The 21,433-nt window shown below is 68.9% G+C and carries 16 protein-coding genes, 1 pseudogene and 1 riboswitch; of the genes and pseudogenes, 14 read left to right on the top strand and 3 right to left on the bottom strand.

Translation table 11 applies throughout. From position 1 onward, the window contains the following. The first annotated feature begins 26 nt into the window (after positions 1-26). The 10 genes from nuoE to nuoN are packed head-to-tail and all read left to right on the top strand — an operon-like array spanning position 27 to position 13,009. Positions 27-845 (top strand): NADH-quinone oxidoreductase subunit NuoE, encoded by an 819-nt coding sequence (nuoE, locus tag RB628_RS23925; RefSeq protein WP_318322592.1) that lies wholly within the window; start codon positions 27-29, stop codon positions 843-845. After that, positions 842-2,191, top strand: coding sequence for an NADH-quinone oxidoreductase subunit NuoF (nuoF, locus tag RB628_RS23930; RefSeq protein WP_318322570.1), 1,350 nt, complete (start codon positions 842-844; stop codon positions 2,189-2,191). Before nuoE ends, nuoF begins: the two co-directional genes overlap by 4 nt. Beyond that, the gene (locus RB628_RS23935) at positions 2,188-4,692 is read left to right on the top strand and encodes an NADH-quinone oxidoreductase subunit G (RefSeq protein ID WP_318322571.1); all 2,505 of its coding nucleotides are present in this window, start codon (positions 2,188-2,190) and stop codon (positions 4,690-4,692) included. The genes nuoF and RB628_RS23935 overlap by 4 nt, the downstream gene beginning before the upstream one ends. Continuing rightward, positions 4,689-6,086, top strand: coding sequence for an NADH-quinone oxidoreductase subunit NuoH (gene nuoH / locus RB628_RS23940; RefSeq protein WP_318322572.1), 1,398 nt, complete (start codon positions 4,689-4,691; stop codon positions 6,084-6,086). Before RB628_RS23935 ends, nuoH begins: the two co-directional genes overlap by 4 nt. Beyond that, positions 6,079-6,717: an NADH-quinone oxidoreductase subunit NuoI gene (gene nuoI / locus RB628_RS23945; protein ID WP_318322573.1), complete on the top strand. Its 639-nt coding sequence runs from the start codon at positions 6,079-6,081 to the stop codon at positions 6,715-6,717. Before nuoH ends, nuoI begins: the two co-directional genes overlap by 8 nt. Further along, complete coding sequence (locus RB628_RS23950; protein ID WP_318322574.1) at positions 6,714-7,556, top strand: NADH-quinone oxidoreductase subunit J; 843 nt, start codon at positions 6,714-6,716, stop codon at positions 7,554-7,556. The genes nuoI and RB628_RS23950 overlap by 4 nt, the downstream gene beginning before the upstream one ends. Beyond that, the gene (gene nuoK / locus RB628_RS23955) at positions 7,553-7,852 is read left to right on the top strand and encodes an NADH-quinone oxidoreductase subunit NuoK (RefSeq protein ID WP_006382214.1); all 300 of its coding nucleotides are present in this window, start codon (positions 7,553-7,555) and stop codon (positions 7,850-7,852) included. Before RB628_RS23950 ends, nuoK begins: the two co-directional genes overlap by 4 nt. Positions 7,853-7,866: 14 nt before the next feature. Further along, positions 7,867-9,762 (top strand): NADH-quinone oxidoreductase subunit L, encoded by a 1,896-nt coding sequence (gene nuoL, locus RB628_RS23960; protein ID WP_318322575.1) that lies wholly within the window; start codon positions 7,867-7,869, stop codon positions 9,760-9,762. Positions 9,763-9,767: 5 nt separating this feature from the next. After that, positions 9,768-11,363, top strand: a complete 1,596-nt coding sequence (locus RB628_RS23965; RefSeq protein ID WP_318322576.1) for an NADH-quinone oxidoreductase subunit M — start codon at positions 9,768-9,770, stop codon at positions 11,361-11,363. Then, positions 11,360-13,009: an NADH-quinone oxidoreductase subunit NuoN gene (nuoN, locus tag RB628_RS23970; RefSeq protein WP_318322577.1), complete on the top strand. Its 1,650-nt coding sequence runs from the start codon at positions 11,360-11,362 to the stop codon at positions 13,007-13,009. The genes RB628_RS23965 and nuoN overlap by 4 nt, the downstream gene beginning before the upstream one ends. A 64-nt stretch (positions 13,010-13,073) precedes the next feature. Here the strand turns inward: nuoN and RB628_RS23975 are convergent, their stop codons facing one another. Next, a complete protein-coding gene (locus tag RB628_RS23975; protein ID WP_318322578.1) occupies positions 13,074-13,718 on the bottom strand; it encodes a hypothetical protein in 645 nt (214 codons plus the stop codon). A gap of 310 nt (positions 13,719-14,028) precedes the next feature. On the opposite strand from RB628_RS23975, the gene recQ reads away from it, so the two are divergent. Continuing rightward, complete coding sequence (gene recQ, locus RB628_RS23980; protein ID WP_412180714.1) at positions 14,029-16,107, top strand: DNA helicase RecQ; 2,079 nt, start codon at positions 14,029-14,031, stop codon at positions 16,105-16,107. Positions 16,108-16,260: 153 nt separating this feature from the next. Here recQ and fahA read toward each other — a convergent pair whose 3' ends face one another. Further along, positions 16,261-17,475 carry a fumarylacetoacetase gene (fahA, locus tag RB628_RS23985; protein WP_318322579.1) on the bottom strand — a complete coding sequence of 405 codons (1,215 nt, stop codon included), beginning with the start codon at positions 17,473-17,475 and terminating at the stop codon, positions 16,261-16,263. 202 nt (positions 17,476-17,677) lie between these two features. On the opposite strand from fahA, the pseudogene RB628_RS23990 reads away from it, so the two are divergent. Together RB628_RS23990 and RB628_RS23995 are read left to right on the top strand one after the other, a co-directional pair. Next, positions 17,678-17,970: pseudogene (locus tag RB628_RS23990) on the top strand (ATP-grasp domain-containing protein); the annotation flags it as partial. Between the two features lie 203 nt (positions 17,971-18,173). Continuing rightward, complete coding sequence (locus RB628_RS23995; protein ID WP_318322580.1) at positions 18,174-19,007, top strand: HAD family hydrolase; 834 nt, start codon at positions 18,174-18,176, stop codon at positions 19,005-19,007. Between the two features lie 68 nt (positions 19,008-19,075). On the opposite strand, the gene RB628_RS24000 is transcribed toward RB628_RS23995, so the two are convergent. Continuing rightward, positions 19,076-19,570, bottom strand: a complete 495-nt coding sequence (locus tag RB628_RS24000) for a transglycosylase SLT domain-containing protein (RefSeq protein WP_318322581.1) — start codon at positions 19,568-19,570, stop codon at positions 19,076-19,078. A 3-nt stretch (positions 19,571-19,573) separates the two neighbouring features. After that, a riboswitch (cyclic di-AMP (ydaO/yuaA leader) is annotated at positions 19,574-19,739 on the bottom strand. 626 nt (positions 19,740-20,365) lie between these two features. Here RB628_RS24000 and RB628_RS24005 point away from each other — a divergent pair. Then, positions 20,366-21,376, top strand: coding sequence for a polyprenyl synthetase family protein (locus tag RB628_RS24005; RefSeq protein WP_318322582.1), 1,011 nt, complete (start codon positions 20,366-20,368; stop codon positions 21,374-21,376). Positions 21,377-21,433 lie beyond the last annotated feature (57 nt).

A 21,433-nucleotide genomic window follows, 5' to 3' on the forward strand; every position in this document is an offset into this window, starting at 1 on the left:
CCACCCCCGAGGGCGTCAGCCTGGGCATGCCCCAACTGCCCGCGCCCGCTTACCCGGACGACGTTCGAGCCCGGCTCGAAGCGGACTCCCGCGAGGTCATCGCCCGCTACCCGGACTCCAGGTCCGCCCTTCTGCCGTTGCTGCATCTCGTGCAGTCGGAGGAGGGCCATGTCACGCGCACCGGGATGCGGTTCTGCGCGGACATGCTGGGCCTGACCACGGCCGAGGTCACCGCGGTCGCCACCTTCTACTCCATGTACCGCCGGGGCCCCTCCGGCGACTACCAGGTCGGCGTCTGCACCAACACCCTGTGCGCGGTGCTGGGCGGCGACGCCATCTTCGAGACCCTCCAGGAACACCTCGGCGTCGCCAACGGCGGTACCACCGAGGACGGCAAGGTCACCCTGGAGCACATCGAGTGCAACGCGGCCTGCGACTTCGCACCCGTCGTGATGGTCAACTGGGAGTTCTTCGACAACCAGACCCCGGCCAGCGCCAAGCGCCTCGTCGACGACCTGCGCGCCGGCGTGCAGGTCGAACCCACGCGCGGTGCCCCCCTGTGCACGTTCAAGGACACCGCCCGCATCCTGGCGGGCTTCCCCGACACCCGGGACGGGGCTGTCGAGGCGAGCGGCAGCTCAGGTCCCGCCTCGCTGATCGGGCTCCGGCTGGCCAAGGGCGAGAACCCCGGGCGTGTGGTGCACCCCAGGGGCTCCGCCCCCAAGGCCGCGCCGCCGCACGACCCGTCGCCCACCGAGCACCTCAGTTCGCACGACGCGCCGCAGGACACGGCGGCGTCCGACCCCTCCCACTCGGCGGGGCCAGTCACCGAGGAGGGGGAGTGATGACATTGGCACCCGAGATCAACGAGACCAGCCCCGAGAAGCTGCTCGCACCCGTGCTGTCGGCCTTCTGGGACGAGGACAGGTCCTGGAGTCTGGACGTCTACCGGAGGCACGAAGGGTACGAGGGACTCCGCAAGGCTCTCGCGATGACACCGGACGACCTCATCGCGTACGTCAAGGAGTCCGGTCTGCGTGGCCGCGGCGGTGCGGGATTCCCTACGGGAATGAAATGGCAGTTCATTCCTCAGGGTGATGGAAAACCACACTATCTAGTTGTCAACGCCGACGAATCGGAGCCGGGAACCTGTAAGGACATCCCGCTCCTCTTCGCGAACCCGCACAGCCTCATCGAGGGCATTGTGATCGCGTGTTATGCCATCAGGTCTTCGCATGCCTTCATCTATCTGCGCGGTGAAGTCGTGCCAGTGCTGCGGCGCTTGCACGAGGCCGTACGTGAGGCCTACGCGGCGGGCTACCTCGGCAAGGACGTGCTCGGCAGCGGACTCGACCTCGAACTCACCGTGCACGCGGGCGCGGGCGCGTACATCTGTGGTGAAGAGACCGCACTGCTCGACTCGCTCGAAGGCCGCCGGGGTCAACCGCGGCTCCGTCCCCCCTTTCCTGCCGTGGCAGGGCTCTATGCCTGCCCAACTGTTGTAAACAACGTCGAGTCGATCGCGTCGGTTCCCGCGATTCTGCAAAAGGGCAAAGAATGGTTCCGGTCTATGGGCAGCGAGAAGTCCCCGGGCTTCACGCTCTACTCGCTCAGCGGCCATGTCACCAGTCCGGGCCAGTACGAGGCACCGCTCGGCATCACGCTCCGCCAACTCCTCGGCATGAGCGGCGGGATGCGCGCCGGCCACCGGCTGAAGTTCTGGACACCGGGCGGTTCCTCGACACCGATGTTCACCGACGAGCACCTCGACGTCCCTCTTGACTACGAAGGAGTGGGCGCCGCGGGTTCCATGCTCGGCACAAAAGCACTCCAGTGCTTCGACGAGACCACCTGTGTCGTCCGGGCGGTCACCCGCTGGACCGAGTTCTACGCCCACGAGTCCTGCGGCAAGTGCACGCCCTGCCGTGAAGGGACGTACTGGCTCGTGCAGTTGCTGCGCGACATCGAGGCCGGCAAGGGCGTCATGTCCGACCTCGACAAGCTGAACGACATCGCCGACAACATCAACGGCAAGTCCTTCTGCGCCCTCGGCGACGGCGCCGCCTCGCCGATCTTCTCCTCCCTCAAGTACTTCCGTGAGGAGTACGAGGACCACATCACGGGCCGGGGCTGCCCCTTCGACCCGGCCAAGTCCACGGCCTGGGCCGACCGCACGGAGGTGAACGCATGACGGTGACCACGAGCGCTCCCTCCGGAGGGGGCGAGGCGGCGGTCCCGCCGGAAGATCTCGTCTCGCTGAAGATCGACGGCATCGACATCAGCGTGCCCAAGGGCACCCTGGTGATCCGCGCCGCCGAGCAGCTCGGCATCGAGATCCCGCGCTTCTGCGACCACCCGCTCCTCGACCCCGTCGGCGCCTGCCGCCAGTGCATCGTCGAGGTCGAGGGCCAGCGCAAGCCCATGGCGTCCTGCACGATCACCTGTACGGACGGGATGGTCGTCAAGACTCACCTCACCTCGCCCGTGGCCGAAAAGGCCCAGCACGGTGTGATGGAGCTGCTGCTCATCAACCACCCGCTCGACTGCCCGGTCTGCGACAAGGGCGGCGAGTGCCCCCTGCAGAACCAGGCCATGTCGCACGGCCAGGCGGAGTCCCGCTTCGACGGCAAGAAGCGGACCTACGAGAAGCCCGTTCCGATCTCCACGCAGGTGCTGCTCGACCGCGAGCGGTGCGTGCTGTGCGCCCGCTGCACCCGCTTCTCCAACCAGATCGCGGGCGACCCGATGATCGAGCTGATCGAGCGCGGCGCGCTCCAGCAGGTCGGCACCGGTCAGGGCGACCCCTTCGAGTCGTACTTCTCCGGGAACACGATCCAGATCTGCCCGGTCGGCGCGCTGACCTCGGCGGCGTATCGCTTCCGCTCCCGCCCCTTCGACCTCGTCTCCTCGCACTCGGTGTGCGAGCACTGCTCCGGCGGCTGCGCCACCCGCACCGACCACCGGCGCGGCAAGGTCATGCGGCGCCTGGCCGCACCCGACGCCGAGGTAAACGAGGAGTGGATCTGCGACAAGGGACGCTTCGGCTTCCGGTACGCGCAGAAGCCCGACCGGCTCCAGACGCCCCTGGTGCGCAACGCCGACGGTGTCCTGGAGCCCGCCTCCTGGCCCGAGGCACTGGAAGCGGCGGCGCAGGGACTCCTCGCGGCCCGCAGTCGTACGGGCGTTCTCACCGGCGGCCGGCTCACCGTCGAGGACGCCTACGCGTACAGCAAGTTCGCGCGCGTGGCCCTCGACACCAACGACATCGACTTCCGCGCGCGTGTGCACAGCGCCGAGGAGGCCGACTTCCTGGCCGCCAGGGTCGGCGGACGCGGCCGCGACCTCGACGGTACGGGTGTCACGTACAGCTCTCTGGAGAAGGCGCCCGCGGTCCTGCTGGTCGGGTTCGAGTCCGAGGAGGAGGCGCCCGGCGTCTTCCTGAGGCTGCGCAAGGCCTGGCGGGGACACGGACAGAAGGTCTTCTCGCTCGCCACACACGCGACACGCGGCCTGGAGAAGGCCGGCGGCACGCTGCTGCCCGCCGCCCCCGGCACCGAGACCGAGTGGCTGGACGCGCTCGGGAGCGGGTTCGGGCTGGAGGAGAGCGGGGCGAAGGCCGCCGAGGCGCTGCGCACCGAGGGCGCGGTGATCGTCGTAGGGGAGCGGCTGGCCGCTGTGGCGGGCGGGCTCACCGCCGCCGTACGGGCCGCTTCCACGACGGGCGCCCAGCTGGTGTGGATCCCGCGCCGGGCCGGGGAGCGCGGTGCCGTCGAGGCGGGCGCGCTGCCGTCGCTGCTGCCGGGCGGGCGTCCGGCGACCGACCCGCGCGCGCGGGACGAGGTCGCCGTCGCCTGGGGCGTGACCGAGCTTCCGCACCGCTTCGGCCGCGACACCGGCCAGATCGTCGAGGCCGCCGCCGGGGGCGAGTTGCAGGCCCTGGTGGTCGCCGGAGTGGAGGTCGCCGACCTGCCCGATCCGGCACGCGCGCGTGAAGCCCTTCACGAAGTGGGCTTCCTGGTGTCGCTGGAACTGCGGCCCAGCGAGGTCACCGAGCACGCCGATGTCGTACTCCCGGTCGCCGCGGTCGCCGAGAAGGCGGGCACCTTCCTCAACTGGGAGGGCCGGGCCCGCCTCTTCGAGGCCGCGCTCAAGCCCGACCAGATGACCCGGCGCCTGGCGCCGTCCGACGCCCGAGTGCTCCAGATGCTGGCCGACGCCATGGACGTACACCTGGGGCTGCCGGATCTGCGGACCGCGCGGCAGGAACTGGACCGGCTCGGCTCCTGGGACGGCGCGCGGGCCGGCAACCCCCTGGAGATCGGTGCCCAGTTGCCGCGTCCGGCCGCCGGAGAGGCGGTCCTCGCCGGTCACCGGCTGCTGCTCGACCAGGGGCGTCTTCAGGAGGGCGACGACGCGCTCGCCGGGACGCGGCACGCCGCACACGCGCGCGTGTCGTCCGCCACGGCCGCCGAAGCCGGTGTCAAGGAAGGCGATCTGCTCGCCGTGACCGGCAGCACCGGGACGGTCGAACTCCCGCTCAGGGTCACCGAGATGCCCGACCGCGTGGTCTGGCTGCCGCTGAACTCCACCGGAGGCGGCGTCGCCTCCGACACCGGGGCGCTGCCCGGCGCACTCGTCCGCATCGGCCCGGCGACCCTCGCCCCCGAGGCCCCCAAGGAGGTGGAGGCATGAGCCCGTACCTCGCCGCTGAAGACCTTTCCATGTTCGGCACCGACCCGTGGTGGCTGGTCGTCGTCAAGGCGGTCTTCTGCTTCGCCTTCCTGATGATCACCGTGCTGTTCTCCATCGTGTGGGAGCGCAAGGTAGTCGCCTGGATGCAGCTGCGCGTCGGCCCCAACCGGCACGGACCCTGGGGCATGCTCCAGTCGCTCGCCGACGGCGTGAAACTGATGCTCAAGGAAGACCTGATCGTCAAGCGCGCGGACAAGGTGGTCTACGTCCTCGCGCCGGTCATCGCGGCCATCCCGGCCTTCATGGCCATCGCGGTGATCCCCTTCGGGCCGGCCGGCAACGAAATCTCGATCTTCGGTCACCGTACGACGATGCAGCTCACCGACCTGCCGATCGCGCTGCTCTACATCCTCGCGGTCGCCTCGGTCGGCATCTACGGGATGGTGCTCGCGGGCTGGAGTTCCGGATCCACCTACCCGCTGCTGGGCGGTCTGCGGGCCTGCGCGCAGATGATCTCGTACGAGATCGCCATGGGCGCCGCCTTCGCCTCGGTGTTCCTCTACTCCGGGTCGATGTCGACCTCGACCATCGTCGAGCAGCAGCACGACCGCTGGTTCGTCGTCCTGCTTCCGGTCTCCTTCATCATCTACGTCGTGACGATGGTCGGCGAGACCAACCGCGCCCCCTTCGACATGCCGGAGTCCGAGGGCGACCTGGTCGGCGGCTTCAACACCGAGTACTCGTCCATCAAGTTCGCGCTGTTCATGCTCGCCGAGTACGTCAACATGGTGACCGTCTCGGCCGTGTCGGTGACGCTCTTCCTGGGCGGCTGGCGGGCCCCCTGGCCCATCAGCACCTTCTGGGAGGGCGCCAACCACGGCTGGTGGCCGATGCTCTGGTTCGTGGTGAAGGTGCAGCTGCTGCTGTTCTTCTTCATCTGGCTGCGCGGCACCCTCCCTCGCGTCCGCTACGACCAGCTGATGAAGCTCGGCTGGAAGGTCCTCATCCCGGTCTCGCTGGCCTGGCTGATGCTCGTCGCGACCGTACGGACCCTGCGCAACGAGAACTACGACTTCGCCGACATCGCCCTCTACATCGGCGGCGGTGTCCTCGCCCTGCTCCTGCTCTCCTTCGTGGTCGACATCTTCCGCGACCGGGGCAGGGCAGCGCAGTCGACCACCGCCGAACCCGTCGCCTTCGACCCGATGGCGGGCGGATTCCCCGTACCGCCACTGCCGGGACAGGAGGCGCCGGCGGTGCCGCGCAGGCGCCCGCGCCGTGAGCGCGAGTTGATTGTCAGTGGCGGGCCGGGCAGTGCTGGTCCCGGGGGACACCCCCGGACCCCCGGCGCCAGTGACGGATCCCTGGATGGAAAGGAGGCGTCCGATGGCTGAGGAGCCAAAGGAGACCGGGCAGACGAAGCCTGGCTTCCAGAACCCCGTGGCCGGCTTCGGCGTGACCTTCAAGGCCATGTTCAAGAAGCGGCTGACCGAGCAGTACCCCGAACAGCAGAAGACCACCGCTCCCCGGTTCCACGGACGGCACCAGCTCAACCGCCATCCGGACGGCCTGGAGAAGTGCGTCGGCTGCGAACTGTGCGCCTGGGCCTGCCCCGCGGACGCCATCTATGTGGAGGGTGCCGACAACACCGACGAGGAGCGCTACTCGCCGGGCGAGCGGTACGGCGCCGTTTACCAGATCAACTACGCCCGCTGCATCCTGTGCGGCCTGTGCATCGAGGCGTGCCCCACGCGCGCGTTGACGATGACAAACGAGTTCGAGCTGGCCGACAGCAGCCGCGCCAACCTCATCTACACCAAGGAACAGCTGCTCGCCGGACTCGACGAGGGCATGGTCGACTCGCCCCACTCGATCTTCCCGGGCACCGAGGAACAGGACTACTACCGGGGGCTGGTCACCGAGGCCGCGCCCGGCACGGTGCGCCAAGTCGCCGTCTCCAAGGGCGAGCCGTATCCGATGGCGGACCCTTCGGGTGCGGCCGAGGAAAAGGGGGTGGGAGCGTGAGCGCGCAACTCGCCGCCTACTCCACGTCCACGGGTGAGGCTGTCCAGTTCTGGGTGCTCGGTACCGTCGCCGTGGCCGGAGCCCTGTGCACCGTCTTCATGAAGAGGGCTGTGCACAGCGCGCTCTGTCTCGCCGGAACCATGATCATCCTGGCGGTGTTCTATCTGGCCAACGGTGCCTACTTCCTGGGCGTCGTCCAGATCATCGTCTACACCGGCGCCATCATGATGCTGTTCCTCTTCGTGGTCATGCTCGTCGGTGTCACCGCCGCGGACTCCCTCAAGGAGACCATCAAGGGCCAGCGCTGGCTGGCCCTGGTGTGCGGTCTCGGCTTCGGCATCCTCCTGACCGCAGGCGTCGGAAACGCCTCCCTGAAGGAGTTCGCCGGCCTCGGCCAGGCCAACGCGAACGGCAACGTGGAGGGCCTCGCCGCCCTCATCTTCACGAAGTACGTGTTCGCCTTCGAGGTCACCGGCGCCCTGCTGATCACGGCCGCCGTCGGCGCCATGGTGCTCACCCACCGAGAGCGCACCGAGCGGGCCAAGACCCAGCGCGAGATGGCCGAACAGCGCGTACGGGACGGCAAGCACCTGCCGCCGCTGCCCGCTCCCGGCGTGTACGCCCGCCACAACGCGGTGGACGTCGCGGGCCTGCTGCCCGACGGCACCCCGGCCGAGCTCTCGGTCATGCAGACGCTGCGTCAGCGCGGCCAGGTCCGTGATGTGTCCGCCGAGGCCATCGGCGGCGTCAAGGCCCTGGAACAGCGCGCCGAGGACCGCCTGGAGCGCACCAACAACGGTCCGGGCAATGGCTCGAACAGTGGGGAGGTGTCGAAGTGAACCCGGTCAACTACCTCTATCTCGCCGCCCTGTTGTTCACGATCGGCGCCACCGGCGTCCTGATCAGGCGCAACGCCATCGTGGTCTTCATGTGCGTCGAGCTGATGCTCAACGCCTGCAACCTCGCGTTCGTCACCTTCTCCCGGATGCACGGCAATCTCGACGGCCAGGTCATCGCCTTCTTCACGATGGTCGTCGCCGCCGCGGAGGTCGTCGTCGGGCTCGCGATCATCGTGTCGCTGTTCCGTTCCCGCCACTCGGCCTCGGTCGACGACGCCAGCCTGATGAAGCTGTAAGGGGTCGCTGAATCGTGGAGAATCTGATTGCGCTGCTGGTGGCGGCGCCTCTGCTCGGAGCGGTGGTACTGCTGTGCGGGGGCCGGCGGCTGGACGCCGTCGGCCACTGGATCGGCACGGCCCTCGCCGCCTGCTCCTTCGTGATCGGCGTGGTCCTCTTCGCCGACATGCTGGGCAAGGACGCCGAGCACCGTGCCCTGATGCAGCACCTGTTCAGCTGGATCCCCGTGGAGGGCTTCCAGGCCGACGTCGCCTTCCAGCTCGACCAGTTGTCGATGACGTTCGTCCTGCTGATCTCCGGCGTCGGCTCGCTGATCCACGTGTACTCGATCGGGTACATGGAGCACGACGAGCGCCGCCGCCGCTTCTTCGGTTATCTCAACCTGTTCCTCGCGGCGATGCTGCTGCTCGTTCTCGCCGACAACTACCTGCTGCTGTACGTCGGCTGGGAGGGCGTCGGCCTTGCCTCGTACCTCCTGATCGGCTTCTGGCAGCACAAGCCCAGTGCCGCGACCGCCGCGAAGAAGGCCTTCCTGGTCAACCGTGTCGGCGACATGGGCCTGTCGATCGCCATCATGCTGATGTTCACCACCTTCGGGACCTTCGCCTTCGGGCCGGTCCTCGAAGCCACCGGTGAGACGAGCGAGGGCAAGCTCACCGCCATCGCCCTGATGCTGCTGCTCGCGGCCTGTGGCAAGTCCGCCCAGGTGCCGCTGCAGTCCTGGCTCGGGGACGCGATGGAGGGCCCCACCCCGGTCTCGGCCCTCATCCACGCGGCGACGATGGTGACGGCGGGCGTGTACCTGATCGTCCGCTCCGGGGCGATCTTCAACGCGGCGCCCGACGCCCAGTTGGTGGTCACCGTGGTCGGCGCCGTCACGCTCCTCTTCGGTGCGATCGTCGGTTGCGCGAAGGACGACATCAAGAAGGCGCTGGCCGGGTCGACCATGTCGCAGATCGGCTACATGATCCTCGCGGCCGGCCTCGGGCCCATCGGCTACGTTTTCGCGATCATGCACCTGGTGACCCACGGCTTCTTCAAGGCCGGACTGTTCCTCGGCGCCGGCTCGGTCATGCACGGCATGAACGACGAGGTCGACATGCGCAAGTACGGCGGCCTTCGCACGTACATGCCCGTCACCTTCGTGACCTTCGGCCTCGGTTACCTCGCCATCATCGGCTTCCCGGGTCTGTCCGGCTTCTTCTCCAAGGACAAGATCATCGAGGCGGCGTTCGCCAAGGGCGGCACCGAGGGCTGGATCCTCGGCGGCGTCGCCCTGCTTGGCGCGGCCATCACGGCGTACTACATGACGCGCGTGATGCTGATGACGTTCTTCGGCGAGAAGCGCTGGCAGCCCGACGAGAACGGCAACGAGCCGCACCCGCACGAGTCCCCGAGGTCGATGACGATCCCCATGATCGTGCTCGCCTTCGGGTCGGTCTTCGCGGGCGGGATCTTCGGAATCGGCGACCGCTTCCTGCACTGGCTGGAGCCAGTCACCGAGCACGCGCACGGACACCCGCCGGTCAGCGCCCTCACGGTCACGCTGTCCACCATGGTCGTGCTCGTCATCGGCGCCGGCACCGCGTACGTCCAGTACGGGCGCCGTCCGGTCCCGGTCGTCGCCCCGCGCGGGTCGCTGCTCACCCGGGCCGCCCGGCGCGACCTCCTCCAGGACGACTTCAACCACGTCGTCCTCGTACGTGGCGGAGAGCACCTCACGCGCTCCCTGGTGTACGTCGACCACACCCTGGTCGACGGGGTCGTCAACGGTACGGCGGCCTCCATGGGCGGCCTCTCCGGACGGCTCCGCAAGTTGCAGAACGGCTACGCGCGCTCGTACGCGGTCTCGATGTTCGGCGGTGCGGCGGTCCTCATCGCCGCGACCCTGCTGATGAGGGCGGTCTGATACCGATGTCCTTTCCCCTCCTGACAGCGACGGCGGTGCTCCCGGCCCTCGGGGCGATCGCCACGGCGGCCGTACCGGCCGCGCGGCGCACCGCCGCCAAGTGGCTTGCGCTGCTTGTCTCGCTCGCCACGCTGGTGCTCGCCGCGATCATCCTGGTGCGCTTCGACCCGGGCGGCGACCGCTACCAGCTCACCGAATCCCGTGCCTGGATCGCGGACTTCGGGGTGCGGTACGAACTGGGCGTGGACGGCATCGCCGTCGCGCTCATCGCACTGACCGCGCTGCTGATCCCGTTCGTGATCCTGGCCGGCTGGCACGACGCCGACCCCCTGGAGACAGGGGACGCGTCTCTTGGCAGCTTCGCCGCGGGGCGCTGGCGGCCCACCCAGGGCTTCTTCGCGCTGATCCTGGCCGTCGAGGCGATGGTGATCATCTCCTTCGAGGCCACCGACGTCTTCCTCTTCTACATCTTCTTCGAAGCCATGCTCATCCCGATGTACTTCCTCATCGGCGGCTTCGGCGACCGTGCCCACGAACACGGCGAGGAAACGGCGTCCACCCAACGCTCGTACGCGGCAGTGAAGTTCCTCCTCTACAACCTCGTCGGCGGCCTGATCATGCTGGCGGCCGTGATCGGCCTCTACGTGGTGGCCGGGAACTTCTCGCTCACGGAGATCGCCGCCGCGCGGGCCAACGGCTCGCTGGACATGGCGACGAACACCGAGCGCTGGCTGTTCCTGGGCTTCTTCTTCGCCTTCGCGGTGAAGGCGCCCCTGTGGCCGCTGCACACCTGGCTGCCCAACGCCATGGGGGAGGCCACCGCGCCGGTCGCCGTCCTGATCACGGCGGTCGTCGACAAGGTGGGCACCTTCGCGATGCTCCGCTTCTGCCTCCAGCTGTTCCCGGAGGCGTCCAAGTGGGCGACGCCCGTCATCCTCGTACTGGCGCTGATCAGCATCATCTACGGGGCGCTGCTCGCGGTCGGGCAGCGGGACATCAAGCGGCTGGTCGCGTACGCGTCGATCTCGCACTTCGGGTTCATCGTCCTGGGCATCTTCGCGATGACCAGCCAGGGCCAGTCGGGCGCGACGCTGTACATGGTCAACCACGGCATCTCGACGGCCGCGTTGATGCTGGTGGCCGGCTTCCTGATCTCGCGGCGCGGCTCACGGCTCATCGCCGACTACGGAGGCGTCCAGAAGGTCGCTCCGGTGCTCGCCGGCACGTTCCTGATCGGCGGGCTCGCGACCCTGTCGCTCCCGGGCCTCGCGCCCTTCGTGAGTGAGTTCCTGGTCCTGGTGGGCACGTACGCGCGCTACCCGGTGGTCGGCATCATCGCCACCTTCGGTATCGTCCTCGCCGCGCTCTACATCCTTGTCCTCTACCAGAGGACGATGACGGGCCCGGTGAAGGCGGAGATCGCCAGGATGCCGGATCTCAGGGTGCGTGAACTCGTGGTCGTGACGCCGTTGATCGTGCTGTTGATCTTCCTGGGCGTCTATCCGAAGCCCTTGACGGACATCGTCAACCCGGCGGTCGAGCAGACCATGTCCGACGTCCAGCAGAAGGACCCCCAGCCCGAGGTGGAGGCGGCCAAGTGAGCGCATCAGCCGTCCACAGCCTGTGGACAACGGCGGCCGACCCGATCGCGAAGATCGAGGCGCCGAAGATCGAATACGGGCAGTTGTCGCCCACCCTGATCGTCATCGGCGCGGCGATCATCGGGATCCTGGTCGAGGCGTGCGTGCCCCGCAAGTCCCGCTACTACGTACAGCTGTTCGTGTCCGTCGTCGCCCTCACCGCCGCGTTCGCCGCGGTCGTGGGGCTCGCGGCGAGCGGGTACGGCACCACCAAGGCCGGCATCGCGGCGATGGGCGCGATCGCCGTCGACGGACCCGCACTGTTCCTGCAGGGCACGATCCTGCTCGCGGGCCTGGTCGCACTGTTCACCTTCGCCGAACGGCGTCTCGACCCCGAGACCCACGGCAACCGCGTCGACTCGTTCGTGGCGCAGGCCGCGTCCGTGCCGGGCAGCGACAGTGAAAAGGCCGCGGTGAAGGCAGGGTTCACCACCACCGAGGTGTTCCCGCTGCTGCTGTTCGCGATCGGCGGCATGCTGATCTTTCCCTCGGCCAACGACCTGCTGACCCTGTTCGTGGCCCTGGAAGTCTTCTCGCTGCCGCTGTACCTGCTGTGCGCCCTGGCCCGCCGCAAGCGGCTCATGTCGCAGGAGGCCGCGGTCAAGTACTTCCTGCTGGGCGCCTTCGCCTCCGCGTTCACCCTGTTCGGTATCGCCCTGCTGTACGGCTATGCCGGCTCGGTCTCGTACGGGACGATCGCCCAGGTCGTGGACGGCACCATCACGGACGTCACCCCGGCGCTCGCCGACACCATGGGCAACGACGTGCTGCTGCTCATCGGCGCCGCGTTGATCGTCGTGGGCCTGCTCTTCAAGGTGGGCGCCGTGCCGTTCCACATGTGGACGCCCGACGTGTACCAGGGCGCGCCCACGCCGGTGACGGGCTTCATGGCGGCGGCGACGAAGGTGGCCGCGTTCGGTGCGCTGCTGCGGCTGCTGTACGTCGTACTGCCGGGCCTGAGCTGGGACTGGCGGCCGGTCATGTGGGGCGTCACGGTCGTCACCATGCTGGGCGGCGCGATCGTCGCGATCACCCAGACGGACATCAAGCGACTGCTGGCGTACTCGTCCATCGCGCACGCCGGGTTCATCCTCGCGGGTGTCATCGCCATGACACCGGACGGGATCTCGTCCGTCCTCTTCTACCTGGGCGCGTACTCGTTCGTGACGATCGGGGCGTTCGCCGTGGTCACCCTGGTGCGGGATGCCGGCGGCGAGGCGACCCATCTGTCCAAGTGGGCGGGGCTGGGACGCCGTTCGCCGCTGGTGGCGGCCGTGTTCGCGATCTTCCTGCTGGCCTTCGCCGGTATTCCGCTGACCTCCGGTTTCGCCGGGAAGTTCGCCGTGTTCAAGGCGGCGGCGGAAAGCGGTGCGGAGGCGCTGGTCGTTGTCGGTGTGATCTCGTCGGCGATCGCCGCGTTCTTCTACATCCGGGTGATCGTGCTGATGTTCTTCAGCGAGCCCCGGCCCGACGGTCCCACCGTCGCCGTGCCGTCGCCGCTGACCATGACGGCGATCGGGGTGGGGGTGGCGGTCACCGTGGTGCTGGGTGTGGCGCCGCAGTACTTCCTCGATCTGGCGAACCAGGCGGGCGTCTTCGTGCGCTGAGCAGCGAGTTTCGCGGATTGCGCTGGGCCCCGGTCTCCTTGTGGGACCGGGGCCCAGTGTGTGTTCACGGGGCCGGGCACGTCACCGTGGGGTTCCACTGGGCGAACGTGCCGCCGGGGTTCTTCTTCCAGACCCGGGCATGCAGGTCGTAGTGGATCGGCATGCCGGGCTCGTGGCCGAGCATCGGCCCGTTGAAGGGGACCCCGAACAGGCTGGGGCGGTCGTCGTCGGTCGTCAGATCCTGGTCCTTGTCCACCACGATCCACTCCGCGGCGATGAGCCTGCGCGACTCGGCGGTGGCGCTCGGGGCGATGACAGCGGGGGCGTCCCCGTCGAGAGCGTCGAGGTCGTCGACCCAGCTCGCGTCGGACACCTCGTCCATCCAGTCCTCGTTGGTCCTGTCCTCGTACAGCAGAGCGGCCGGCTTCGCCGGATCGAGTGATCCGTAGAGTTTCTCGTTGACGTAGTGGTAGCCCATCCCGCCAAGGGCCGGGTCGGCCGAGCACCAGGAGGCCTTGTAGCCGTCCGTGACGGCGAAGGGGGTGTACTGGTACTTCGCAGTGCCTTCGAGTGTCCTGGCCAGTTCGGTCCAGACCGCGGGGTCGACGGGATCGCCGGGCACGGAGTGCGCGGGAACGACGGCCAGGGAGAGGGATGCGGCGGCGGCCGTAGCGAGGGCGACGGTGACCTTGAGCCGGCGGCGGGGCATGTGGGGACTCCTTGAGCGGGAGAGGCGCGCGGGAGACGCCGGTCCGGGAGGCGCGCGGGGCGCCGGTCCGTGGAGCGGGCCTCCCCTCGTCCCGCCCGAGCAGCATGTCCCGGGGCATTCGGGGGCGCCATGCGAAGGAGCCCATTGGGCTGAACACCCGGGGCTCGGTGGAGGGCACCGGTGACACGGGCCGGAGGTGTGGCGGAGTGGCCTGTGGATAACTCAGGGGCTGTCGGTGCGGGCCCCTATGGTGGACGCAGTGGTCGAGGCGCGACGTACGGGGGACACGACGATGAGCGCGATGAGCGTGATGGGCGGGTCGGGAGTGATGACGGAAGCGGGCGAGGGGCCGGGCGTGAGCGCGGTGGCCGGATCGGCCGGGGCGGTGGACAACGAGGCGCTGGCCACGCTGCACCGGGTCTTCGGGTACGACTCCTTCCGCGGTGAGCAGGCGGCGGTCATCGAGCACGTGGTGGCGGGCGGCGACGCCGTCGTCCTCATGCCGACCGGCGGCGGAAAATCGCTCTGCTACCAGATTCCGTCCCTGGTCAGACCGGGTACGGGGATCGTCGTCTCGCCGCTCATCGCGCTGATGCAGGACCAGGTGGACGCGCTCAGGGCGCTCGGCGTGCGGGCCGGGTTCATGAACTCCACGCAGGATTTCGACGAGCGCCGGGTAGTGGAGGCCGAGTTCCTCGCCGGTGAACTGGACCTCTTGTACCTGGCTCCGGAGCGGCTGCGTCTGGAGTCGACCCTGGACCTGCTCTCCCGGGGAAAGATCGCTGTTTTCGCCATCGACGAGGCGCACTGCGTCTCGCAGTGGGGGCACGACTTCCGGCCCGACTACCTGGCGCTGTCGCTGCTGGGCGAGCGCTGGCCGGACGTCCCGCGGATCGCGCTCACGGCGACGGCCACGCATGCGACGCACCAGGAGATCACCCAGCGGCTGGGCATGCCGGACGCCCGTCACTTCGTCGCGAGCTTCGACCGGCCCAACATCCAGTACCGCATTGTGCCCAAGGCCGATCCCAAGAGGCAGCTGCTGTCCTTCCTGAAGGACGAGCACCCGGGTGACGCCGGCATCGTCTACTGCCTCTCGCGCAACTCAGTGGAGCGCACGGCCGAGTTCTTGTCCGCCAACGGTGTGGAGGCGGTGCCGTACCACGCGGGCCTGGACGCGGGCACCCGTGCGGCGCACCAGTCGCGCTTTCTGCGGGAGGACGGTCTCGTCGTCGTGGCGACCATCGCCTTCGGGATGGGCATCGACAAGCCCGACGTCCGGTTCGTCGCCCACTACGACCTGCCCAAGTCCGTCGAGGGCTACTACCAGGAGACGGGCCGCGCGGGGCGGGACGGACTGCCGTCCACGGCCTGGATGGCGTACGGGCTGAACGACGTCATACAGCAGCGGAAACTGATCCAGGGCGGGGAGGGTGACGAGGCGTTCCGGCGCCGGTCCGCCGCACACCTGGACGCGATGCTGGCACTGTGCGAGACGGTGCAGTGCCGACGCAGCCAGCTCCTCGCCTACTTCGGACAGGACCCGGAGCCGGGCGGTTGCGGGAACTGCGACACGTGCCTGTCGCCACCGGACACGTGGGACGGCACGGTCGCCGCGCAGAAGGTGCTGTCGACGGTGTGGCGGCTGGAGCGTGAGCGGCGGCAGAAGTTCGGCGCGGTGCAGATCGTGGACATCCTGCTGGGCCGGCGGACCGCGAAGGTGATCCAGTTCGACCACGACCAGCTCTCCGTGTTCGGCATCGGTGAGGAGCTGACCGAGGGCGAATGGCGCGGTGTCGTACGGCAGATGCTGGCGCAGGGGCTCCTCACGGTCGAGGGGGAGTACGGGACGCTGGTGCTGACCGAGGAGAGCGGCTCGGTGCTTCGGCGCGAGCGGGACGTGCCGATGCGAAAGGAACCCAAGAAGGCGGCGACTTCGCGGTCGGCCGGTGGAGGTGGCCGGGGTGAGCGGAAGGCGAAGGCGGCGGCCGTCGAGTTGCCTTCCGAGCTGTTGCCGGCGTTCGAGGCACTGCGGGCCTGGCGCGCTGAACAGGCCCGTGAGCAGGGGGTTCCGGCGTATGTCATCTTCCATGACGCCACGCTTCGGGAGATCGTCAGCGTCTGGCCCGAGTCGGTGGCTGACCTGGGCGGAATCAGCGGGGTGGGCGAGAAGAAGCTCGTCACGTACGGCGAGGGCGTGGTGAAGGCGCTTGCGGCGCTGGGCGGGGCGCCGACGTCCGGGGCAGCGGGCGGCGGACGCGGAGCCGCCGGCAGCGAAGGCAAGGGTGTGGAATCCGGTCCGGTGCCGGACCGGGCGGTGCCGGACCAGCCGGGGCCGGATGACTGGCCCGAGATGGAGATGGAGCCCGAGCCGGAGGACTGGATGTAGGGGGCGGGATTCGGGGAGGAGACCGGGGCAGCGGGGCGAGGCGGAAGCGCCGGCTTTCTCCCGGTCGGCGGCGGACTGCCCGCCCCCGGCTGCTCCGGGCCGGCTGTTTCGGGCGTTTTATCCGGCTTGCCGGAGTGATCCTGCCCGTCAAGCTCAGTTTGCCGGAGTGATCCTGCCCGTCACCTCGCCCAGGCCCACGCGGGTGCCGCCCGGACCGGGCGCCCAGGCGGTGAGGGTGACCTCGTCGTGGTCCTCCAGGAAGGTTCGCTTGCCGGCGGGCAGGTCGAGGGGGTTGGTGCCGTTCCAGGTGAGTTCGAGGAGGGAGCCGCGTTCTCGTTCGGTGGGGCCACTGACCGTGCCAGAACCGTAGAGGTCGCCGGTGCGGAGGGAGGCGCCGTTGACGGTCATGTGGGCGAGTTGCTGGGCGGCCGTCCAGTACATGCTGGAGAAGGGAGGCTCGGAGATGGTGTGGCCGTTCACGGCAACGGAAATACGCAGGTCGTAGCCGCCCGGCTCTTCCTCGGCGTCGTCGAGGTAGGGGAGCAGGGGGTGCGTGCGGGCGGGCGCGCGGACCCTGGCCTCCTCCAGGGCGTCCAGCGGGGTGATCCACGCCGAGACCGACGTGGCGAAGGACTTGCCCAGGAACGGGCCCAGAGGGACGTACTCCCAGGCCTGGATGTCGCGGGCGGACCAGTCGTTCAGGAGGCAGAGGCCGAAGACGTGGTCCCGGAAGGCGGACAGGGCCACGGGGCTGCCCATGGTTGACGGTGTGCCCACCACGAAACCGACCTCGGCCTCGATGTCCAGGCGGACCGACGGGCCGAAGAGCGGGGCAGGGTCGGTGGGGCCCTTGCGCTGGCCCGAGGGACGTACGACCTTCGTGCCGGAGACCACGACCGTGCCCGAGCGGCCGTGGTAGCCGATCGGCAGGTGCTTCCAGTTGGGGGTCAGGGAGTCCTCGGCGTCGGGGCGGAAGATCTGACCGACGTTCCGGGCGTGGTTCTCGGAGGCGTAGAAGTCGACGTAGTCCGCGACATCGAAGGGGAGATGCAGCGTCACCGAGGAGAGGGGGTACAGGAAAGCGGCGATGGTGTCCTGGTGGGACGGGACGGTGACCCAGGCGGTGAGGGCGCGTCGGATGTCGGACCAGGTCGTGCGGCCCGCGGCGAGCAGAGGGTTGAGGGCCGGGCGGGCCAGTACGGAGACGTAGGGGGAGCCGAGCGCTGCGGCTGCGGCGCCCGCGTCCAGGACGTGGTCGCCCAGACGGACGCCGACGCGGCGGTCCGCGGAGCCGGCCGGGGAGAACACGCCGTACGGGAGGTTGTGCGGGCCGAAGGGGTCGCCCTCGGGGACATCGAAGGGGGGCATCGGGTGCTGCCTCGCTCTCGTGTGTCGTACAAGTCTGCTGTCGTGGACGGCCGTTGTCGTGGACGTCCGGTGCCTGGGGTGGCGTGTGTCTGTCCGGTGTGGCGTGCAGGGGGTCGTGCCGTCCGGCCAAGTCGTCGCGCCACAGGTTACGGGTGAGTTGCGGGCTCAGGGCAGTGTCCCCAGTGCCCAAAGAGTTCTTGATGTCCACAATCCGGAACTCGCGGACCTTGCCGCACGTTTCATCAAACAGATCGGCTTCGCCGGAACGATGGACCTCGACCTGCGCTTCGGCCGGCGCGGCGGACAGTGCAGGTTCTCGACTTCAACCCACGCATGGGCGTCCAGTTCCGGCTCTTCGAGAGCGAGTCGGGGGTGGATGTCGTCCGGGCCATGCATCTCGATCGACCGGGCGCACCGTTCCGCAGGGGGGAACAGCGCGCCGGGTACCGGTACATCGTGGCGAACATCGGCGTGGGGCATCTGGCGGCGCACAGGTAGGGCACGGGTTCGGTGCCGTCGGTCGACGCTCCCCTCGCTCGATCTTGTGAACAGGGTCTCACTGACCCGCGTTGTCGTGGTGCCCGTGTCCTCCCGCAGAGGGAACTGGCGCGGGCGTGGGGGCTGTTGCTGCCGGGATGCCGAACGTCGTCCGGTTCGGACGGGGACCGATGGGCCGAACGATCCGTATTCTCTGGATCATGGCCGCTCCCACCTCATACGCCCTGATCGCCACGGACCTGGACGGAACGCTCCTGCGCGGCGACGACACGCTCTCCGACCGGTCGCGGACCGCGCTGGCACGTGCCACTGCCGCCGGCGCCCGGCATCTGGTGGTGACGGGACGGCCGGCGCCGAGAGTCCGGCCGCTGCTCGACGACCTCGGTGCCGGGGGGCTCGCGGTGTGCGGGCAGGGAGCGCAGTTGTACGACGCCGGCGCCGACCGTCTGCTGTGGTCGGTGACCCTGGACCAGGAACTGGCGGAGACCGCCCTCGGCAAGATCGAGGCGGAGGTCGGGCAGGTGTACGCAGCAGTAGACCAGGACGGGGTCGACGGGCTGACACTCATCGAACCCGGGTACCTGATGCCGCATCCGACGCTGCCCGCCGTACGGGTACCGCACCGGGACGACCTGTGGGCCGCGCCCATCAGCAAGGTGTTGCTGCGCCACCCGTCCCTGTCCGACGACGAGTTGGCGTCGGCGGCGCGTGGAGCGGTCGGTTCCCTCGCGACCGTCACCATGTCGGGGCCGGGCACCGTCGAACTCCAGCCATGCGGCATCACCAAGGCGACGGGGCTCGCGCTGGCCGCCGAGTATCTCGGGCTGACCTCGTCCGCCACCATCGCCTTCGGCGACATGCCCAATGACATCCCGATGTTCGACTGGGCGGCCCACGGTGTCGCCATGGCCAACGCCCATCCCGAACTCAGGGCCGTGGCGGACGAGGTCACCCTCTCGAACGAGGACGACGGGATCGCGGTGGTGCTGGAGCGGTTGTTCGGCGGTGGGGGCGAGGGCGGGGTGGGCTGGTAGGCCGGGGTCGCCCCCACCGGCCGGGGTCGCCCCCACCGGTCGGGGTCGGCCTGTGGGCCAGGGGCGGCCTAGTAGGCCCCGTACACGTTGTCTATCGATCCGTACCGCGCCGCCGCGTAGTTGCAGGCCGCTGTGATGTTCGCGATCGGGTCGTAGGGGTCGTACGAGGTGCCGGCGACGTGGTATGCGGCGAAGGTCGGGTCGATGACCTGGAGGAGGCCCTTTGAAGGGGTGCCGGCTGCCGCGTTCGAGTCCCAGTTGTTGATGGCGTACGGGTTGCCCGACGACTCGCGGATGATGTTGCGGTAGATGCCGTCGTACGTTCCGGGGATTCCGTTCTGCGCCATGATGTCGAGCGATTCGTGGATCCAGCCGTCCAGGTTGTTCGCGTAGTACGTCGTCGTCGACGACGCGGACGACGTGGACGAGGGTGCGGCTGACGCCGTTGTCGCGGTCAGGAAGGGCATGGCCAGGGCGGCGGCGGCCGTTCCGGTTATGGCGAGGGTGCGCGTGAGCGTGCGGCGGGGGGTTCTCGCGCGGTGGTGCTGACCTCGTGCGGGCATGGTGAGTCCTCTCCGGCGCCTGCGAGGTGAGCTGTCGGGTTCGGGCGGGAGATGCCCGGCCGCGCGCGCTGTCGGCGCACGGCTTCACCCCTAGCCGCTCCGGCGTCGTGCCCGGACCGGCGGCCTACCTGGGTCCCCCGCTCCTGCCTGCGTGAGTCACGTGTGGGTGGGTGGGATCTGTGCTCCGCGGGCGGTGGCAGGATTCGGCGGTCCGCCCGGTGTGGCGCGAACGTATGCGAGAGCACACGGATGGAACAAGGGGCAGAAACAGCGGACTTGCTCATACGAGATGGATGTTTGGTGCGAAACGGGCATCGAGGTAAGGGCAGGTGGAGGGCTACTTGCTTTAGTGAATGGGTAGTTTGCGGAGGGTGGGTGAGGGGTGCCGGATTTCGGCGTGACTCGAATCACTGGCCGGGGGTAGTGGTGGGGCAGATGGAGGAGTGGGGTGATTAGGGAGCTTTTGGATGTTTTTCGCATTCTGGGGATGCATGTCCGCCGAGAGGGCGGAACCTCTCGCGCGACGTGCTTCGTTGTCGTGGCGACGCCGACTGTGAAGGATGGGGTGAGGTGGCATATGTGTGTGCGCACTCACTGGCGGGGCGGGATGTTTATAAATGTCCATGCTTTGGACTGATCAAAAACATTCCGGTCGCGATCCGATACCGCCTGGCCTGGACGGGCGGGCGCTCGCGGTGATCGAAACATGACCGGATACGCTGACTTGAGTGATGGCAGCGACCTATCGACACACCGTGTGACCGCCAGTAGACACCAGCAGACAGGAGATCCCTCGTGACCGTCGTCGGGCCGTTCGGGCTGAGCGTGCGGGACCAGGCTCTCGAAGCCGATGTCCAGGCCGGATTGGCGGCTGTCGAGGAAGGGCTGCTCGAAGCCACCAAGAGCGAGGTGCCCTTCATCACGGAGGCCGCGCAGCATCTCGTGCGGGCCGGCGGGAAGCGGTTCCGGCCGTTGCTCGTGATGCTCGCGGCGCAGTTCGGGGACCGCCATGCGCCGGGGATCGTGCCGTCCGCGGTGGTGGTCGAGCTGACCCACCTCGCGACGCTGTATCACGACGATGTCATGGACGAGGCCGAGGTACGGCGCGGGGTGCCCAGCGCCAACACGCGCTGGGGCAACTCCGTCGCGGTTCTCACCGGGGACTTTCTGTTCGCGCGCGCCTCGCACATCCTCGCCGACCTCGGGCCCGAGGCGGTGCGGGTGCAGGCGGAGGCGTTCGAGCGGCTGGTGACCGGGCAGATCCTGGAGACGGCGGGGCCGTCGGACGGGCGGGATCCGGTCGAGCACTATCTGGATGTGCTGGGCGGGAAGACCGGATCACTGGTGGCCGTGGCCTGCCGGTTCGGGGCGATGATGTCCGGGGCCGACGACAGTGTCGTGGACGTGCTCACCCAGTACGGGGAGCGGCTCGGGGTCGCCTTCCAGCTCGCGGACGATGTGCTGGACATCGCGTCCGACTCCCACGAGTCGGGGAAGACGCCGGGGACGGATCTGCGGGAAGGCATTCCCACGATGCCCGTGCTGCGGCTGCGGGAGCGGGTGGCTCGGCTGGGGCTGGCCGAGGATGTCGCGCTGTGCGAGTTGCTGGACTCCGATCTCAGTGACGATGCCCGGCATGCGGAGGCGTTGGCCCGGCTGCGGGTGCATCCCGCGTTGGAGCAGGCTCGGCGGGACACGGTGCGGTATGCGGAGGAGGCGCGGGCTGCGTTGGTGCCGTTGCCGGAGTGTGACGCCAAGGCCGCGTTGGTGGAGTTGTGCGACGCGGTGGTGCATCGGGCCGGGTAGGGGGTTCGCCCTCGCCGCCCTCACCCGTCCCATCCCTTACCTGGGGTCCCATCCCGT

Source organism: Streptomyces sp. ADMS, assembly GCF_033441795.1.
Classification (GTDB): Bacteria; Actinomycetota; Actinomycetes; order Streptomycetales; family Streptomycetaceae; genus Streptomyces.

Excerpts from the sequence above, each read along its gene's own strand:
- nuoE (WP_318322592.1), top strand. The coding sequence starts at position 27 with ATGCCCCAACTGCCCGCGCCCGCTTACCCGGACGACGTTCGAGCCCGG.
- RB628_RS23935 (WP_318322571.1), top strand. The coding sequence starts at position 2,188 with ATGACGGTGACCACGAGCGCTCCCTCCGGAGGGGGCGAGGCGGCGGTC.
- nuoH (WP_318322572.1), top strand. The coding sequence starts at position 4,689 with ATGAGCCCGTACCTCGCCGCTGAAGACCTTTCCATGTTCGGCACCGAC.
- nuoI (WP_318322573.1), top strand. The coding sequence starts at position 6,079 with ATGGCTGAGGAGCCAAAGGAGACCGGGCAGACGAAGCCTGGCTTCCAG.
- RB628_RS23965 (WP_318322576.1), top strand. The coding sequence starts at position 9,768 with ATGTCCTTTCCCCTCCTGACAGCGACGGCGGTGCTCCCGGCCCTCGGG.
- RB628_RS23975 (WP_318322578.1), bottom strand. The coding sequence starts at position 13,718 with ATGCCCCGCCGCCGGCTCAAGGTCACCGTCGCCCTCGCTACGGCCGCC.
- recQ (WP_412180714.1), top strand. The coding sequence starts at position 14,029 with ATGGGCGGGTCGGGAGTGATGACGGAAGCGGGCGAGGGGCCGGGCGTG.
- fahA (WP_318322579.1), bottom strand. The coding sequence starts at position 17,475 with ATGCCCCCCTTCGATGTCCCCGAGGGCGACCCCTTCGGCCCGCACAAC.
- RB628_RS23995 (WP_318322580.1), top strand. The coding sequence starts at position 18,174 with ATGGCCGCTCCCACCTCATACGCCCTGATCGCCACGGACCTGGACGGA.
- RB628_RS24000 (WP_318322581.1), bottom strand. The coding sequence starts at position 19,570 with ATGCCCGCACGAGGTCAGCACCACCGCGCGAGAACCCCCCGCCGCACG.